Origin of the sequence: Methanoculleus sp. UBA291 (genome assembly GCF_002499755.1) — an archaeon.
GTDB lineage: Archaea > Halobacteriota > Methanomicrobia > Methanomicrobiales > Methanoculleaceae > Methanoculleus > Methanoculleus palmolei.
In genome coordinates this window covers 1-4,752 of the sequence record NZ_DANC01000040.1, presented here as the reverse complement: position 1 = coordinate 4,752, position 4,752 = coordinate 1, and the positions used below count along the sequence as shown (strand labels likewise).

Sequence of the window (4,752 nt, the reverse complement as noted above, 5' to 3'; positions counted from 1 at the left end):
ATGGCCGCTCTCGGGGTCGCTCTGGCCGTCGCGTTTGCGCTCACCTTCGCCGTCCTCCTCGTCTTCTCGATCGTGCCGACGGCGGACGAGGTCGTCACCGTCCTGATCTTCGGGCTCGCCTCGTTCCTCTTCATGCTTGCGTTCTTCGTCCTCGCCCTCGCGCTCTCGGTCGGCGTGAAAGAGAGCGGGCATGCCGTGGTCTACGGTCTGACCCTCTTCTTCGCCCTCTCTTATCTGCTGCAGATGTTCGGGGCGGTTCTTGCGGGCGCGGTTGCCGGAGACATACCGGAGAGACCGGAAATGCCTGCATGGACGGATTCGGCCGGGGTGACCCACCTGTCGTACGATAAGGCATACGAGGAAGAGTACGATCGGTACGCCGCGGAACTGGAGATTTACCAGAGCAAACGGCAATTAGTCGCCGATACGGTCTACCTCTTCTCCCCGCTGATATCTTATAACACCGTGGCCTCGACGGTATTTTATCCTTCAAATTTGCCGCCGGAGGATGCGACAGACCGGATCTGGCGAAATTTCGCGGCGTTGATCGTCTTCCCGTCGGTCTTCTTCGCCGCTGCATACGTGAAGTTCATGCGGATGGATATCCGGTGACGCCCTCTTCGCGCGCACTTTTCATCCCAGGGAGAAGCCGTGCCGGGGGCGTGCCGATCATTCCGCCGAGTTTCGATATCCAGGGAGAGAATGCAGAGATCTTGCCGGGGTACGCGCTCATACCCGCGATCCGGGGATCAGGGTATATTTCCACTGGATATCAGCGGTACTGCCGGGGGATGGAACAACCAGGGTGGATCAAGAGAATTCGACGACCCGGGTACCGCCGCGACAGTTCGATGTTTGTCACAGAAAAGATATATGGAGGAACGTTGACGTCTCGATCGGTGATACTGCATGCAGTATCCCGCGGGAGTCCGGCTCGGTTGTGCAGACTGTCGCCGGACTCCCACAACGTGCCCGGAGGGCACTAAGGCCGTTGGCTTCCATCAGGAATAACCGTTGTGGTCTGGAGTTCCCCCGGGCACTTTTCCGAAAAACCGGAGGAACAAAAAATGACACAGAAAAAAGAGCCGCCATATCGGGGCGATACTCAAATCTCTGCCGTTCACCGGCACGTCCCGGGGGATGGGGACTGCCACTCGTCGGCAGGCGCGTATCTGCCCTTCATGATCGGGCGTTACCGCCACGGGCTTCCCGACTGCGGGGGCGGTTCGGGGTCCTGGTACAGCGCCGAATGCCAGGAGAACGTGATGATGCGGTATGCCCGGACCCGAAAATGCCTCGCGTATATCCAGACATTGGCAGGCTGCTACTGGATGGAGAGGGAAGGTTGCCCCGAGCACTGCTACATCGAGGGGACCTTCGACCTGGACTTCTACCTGACGTTTGTCAAGAATGCCAGCCAGAATTTCAGCCATGCGGTCTGCGCCGAGTTTTTGGGAGGCAATGCGGATGAGTTCTCCAGCTGGAAGTTCTACCAGTTTGGCAACCTGGATATCAGGCCCGGGAACTGGCAGATGCCCTACGGGACAAAAACCGAGGATACGAAGGTGACGATCTACGAGATAACCGGAGTGATGACCTGTGCCGTTCCGGACTATAAGCCAGGGTCCCCTAAAGCGGTATTTCTGATTGGTGAAAACGGCACCATCACCTCAGAGTGAGAGGAAGAATGACAAAGCCCGTTGCACGAATCATCGCCGCTGTTGTCGCAATCGGAGTCGTCTGTTGCGCAGGAGCGCTGATCGTGGCAGTGCACCTTCCGGACGGGGACACCCGTCCGGAGATCGGGAACGTGACGCCGGAAGGGTCGCCGACAGAGTCGAACCCGCCCGGGAATATAAGCCGGAATGAAACGCCGAACGAGGGATCTGAAGAAGTACCGGAGGTTAAAAACATGACATCGAAAGAGGTCTGGGAGCGTGCCCAGGAGATCTATGCATCCTGGTATAAGTCGCAAACCGTGGAGCGAGTGCTGAAAGAGGCGAATATGACGCCGGAGGAGTTGCCCGGCGACGTAACCGAAGAACTGAAAAACACCGTGCAATTCGAAGATATTATCCGAACGTGGGAGTTCGACCCCCAGAACAAGCAGGTCGTCATCTATGCGTCCCCCGCCCTGAATGAAGAGCATGAAAAAGAGTTGAGTGTTGTTCAGGGCAGGCGGGTCGGCGATTGGACCTTTACCATTATCTGGGAACCCTATGTGCCCTCATTCGTGAGGCGGGCGCTGGATGCGGCGAATATGACGCTGGATGAGTTGCCGGACGAAGTGAAAGAGGAAATGGGAAAAACCGTGCAGATTGGAGGCGTACGAAAGTGGGAGCTTGATCCCCAGAACAACCGGGTCATCGTCTATACGTACTTTTCCCGGGATGCAAAGCATGAACAAGAGGTGCAGGCCGTTCAGGGCAGAGAGATCGCCGGCTGGACCTTTAACGTCGTTCAGGAACATCATATTCGGGAGGACGTGAGGCAAGCGCTGGATGCGGCGAATATGACGGCGGACGAGTTGCCGGATGAAGTGAAAGAGGAAATGGAAAACATCGTGCAATCCGCGGATATAGGGAGCATACGAAAATGGGAGTTTGATCCCCAGAACAAACAGGCTACTATCTCTGTTTTCTTCGTACCGAAGAGGAACGACGTGGATGCCGTTCAGGGCAAGCAGGTCGCCGGCTGGACCTTTACAGTCGTTCATAATCTCGAGGATGAGAGAGCGTATGAGAAAGAAAGGGAGCAGGTTGTGGCTGAACTACTCCGATTCCAGAAGGACCATCCCGAATTGCAGATATCAAGTTTCGCGACCTCGCCCACACAGATCGATGTGTGGGTGCGCAATCTCACCCCCGAAAACGAGGCGCTGAACGGCACCACGATGCACAACAGGACAGTTCTGATACAATGGAGTCCGGTCGATTATGCACTCAGGATGGCGAGGGAGGAGGCAGGATGGATGTGAGAGAGCAAACGTTGGGGGAACCGGGGACAGGTTGAGGCACAGAAAGATCGTCAGGATCTGGTCGATTGACACCGGGACCCCGTGAGGAAGCTCGCCGGTCGGCGCCCATGCGTAAATCGTGAACGCCACAAACCTTTTTCCCGCTGTGGGTGGCGTCAACGACTTGATCCCGAGGATTCACGTCTCCCCCGGGGCGACCCAGATACGCCCGGCAGGATAGGGCGAACGTGGTAGCGCTGATCCTCTATTCCATCGTCTTCTCCTCCGCCGCATACGTGCGGTTCATGCGGACGGACATCCGGTGACGGCCTCTCCACGCGCACTTCCCGCCATCTTGAGGGCTGCGCCCGGGTGCGGGCCGACGATATTCCCGGGTTTCGATATCCGGGGAAGGTATGCAGGAATCTTATCGAACCCGTTCTCAGATCCGCGAATCGGAGTCCATGGTGTATTTCGACCGGAGATCGGCTATACTGCTGGCGAATTGCCCGGTCACGTGCGGATCGGGAGATGCGACGGCCCGGGTAGCGCCGCGACAGTTCTAGGTAATGGACAGAAACGTTATGGGTGGGAACGCCGACGTCTCGATCAGGGAAGCCGCATGCGGTATCCCGCGGGAGCCCGGCCCGGTCGTGGGGACTGCACCCGGACTCCCACAGCGTGCCCGGAGGACAACAGGGTTGTTGGCTTCCATAGGGGATAGCCGTTACGGTTCCGTGGTCCCTCCGGGTACGCATGAAAGGAGGAATGAAACCATGAAACCAAAAATTCTTTCCGAAATCGGCGTCGTTCTCGCGGCGCTGCTGGTCGTCGGCGCGATCTGTGTGCCGGCGGTGAGTGCGGATGAAAACAGCCAGGGCGATCCGGTAAGCAGGAGCGTAGAACTGGAGCGGAGTCCTTTTCTTTTTGACGATCGGGGAGATCGATTAAGTGACAGAGAAATCTCCCGGATGATCGAAACAATGCCGAGAGTAACCTACCTTGACGGCATGAATGAAAGCAGGAGCAAGGAACTCTCCGAGATGCTCAATCAGTTACATAAATACCGCTCCGTTAAAGTCGGGGATGGTTCGGAGACCTCTCCACAACCTGCTCCCGTACCCACGGAAAATATCGTCGAACTCCTGAAGGTCAATCTGAACAAGCAGGAGCCCGTCAGCCTCACACTCGGAGGACTCCCCTTCTCGAAAGGAGGAAGAAGCGCGTCGTATCCGGACCTGGAAAACTTCACCGACGCCATGGGAGACCTGATACGGGACCACTATCTCTATCCTCATGGGTCCCTGATCGGTTTCGGCTACGATATCGACGGGTATCTCCGGGTGGGCATCTGGAACGGCCCGCCGCCGCCGGAGAACGTCTGCTCGATAGAAACCGTGTATGCGATGCTCGACGAGCGGGCAAAGGAGATGGGGATCGAGAGCATCCCGGTGAAGTTCACGGTGTTCACCTCTCCGCCGGAACTGGTCCTGGGCCCTCAGATTGAACCTCAAAACGGTAAATCCATCCTCTACAATGGAGGAGTAACCACAGCAGGCAACTACCCCCTCCTATCGGAGGGGGCTTGCAACGAGGCCTTCGAGGACCTCCCGGAACCGATCCAGAAGCGGCAACTACCCCCTCCTATCGGAGGGGGCTTGCAACGGGGGCCCCTTGCGGGGCACAGGGTTGCAATTTAATCCGTGTGAAGGTTGACGGTTCAAAAGACGTCCTTATTCGCACTGGCCGGTTGACGCGGCCACTACCGATTATTTTTCCGGATCTCCACCCACATC

The 4,752-nt window shown here is 57.3% G+C and carries 4 protein-coding genes; all 4 read left to right on the top strand.

Annotated elements, in window-relative coordinates; translation table 11 throughout:
* The coding region (locus BP737_RS09080; RefSeq protein ID WP_342686140.1) for an ABC transporter permease subunit at nt 1–612 on the top strand (612 nt) is incomplete at its 5' end.
* Nucleotides 613–1,067: 455 nt separating this feature from the next.
* Nucleotides 1,068–1,679, top strand: a complete 612-nt coding sequence (locus tag BP737_RS09075) for a hypothetical protein (protein ID WP_292405845.1) — start codon at nt 1,068–1,070, stop codon at nt 1,677–1,679.
* Between the two features lie 299 nt (nt 1,680–1,978).
* The gene (locus BP737_RS09070; RefSeq protein WP_342686139.1) at nt 1,979–2,977 is read left to right on the top strand and encodes a hypothetical protein; all 999 of its coding nucleotides are present in this window, start codon (nt 1,979–1,981) and stop codon (nt 2,975–2,977) included.
* A 755-nt stretch (nt 2,978–3,732) separates the two neighbouring features.
* Complete coding sequence (locus tag BP737_RS09065; RefSeq protein ID WP_292405839.1) at nt 3,733–4,656, top strand: hypothetical protein; 924 nt, start codon at nt 3,733–3,735, stop codon at nt 4,654–4,656.
* The last annotated feature ends 96 nt before the right edge of the window (nt 4,657–4,752 follow it).

What these genes read in the sequence shown, in the direction of transcription:
- BP737_RS09075 (WP_292405845.1), top strand. Translation starts at nt 1,068, where the DNA reads ATGACACAGAAAAAAGAGCCGCCATATCGGGGCGATACTCAAATCTCT.
- BP737_RS09065 (WP_292405839.1), top strand. Translation starts at nt 3,733, where the DNA reads ATGAAACCAAAAATTCTTTCCGAAATCGGCGTCGTTCTCGCGGCGCTG.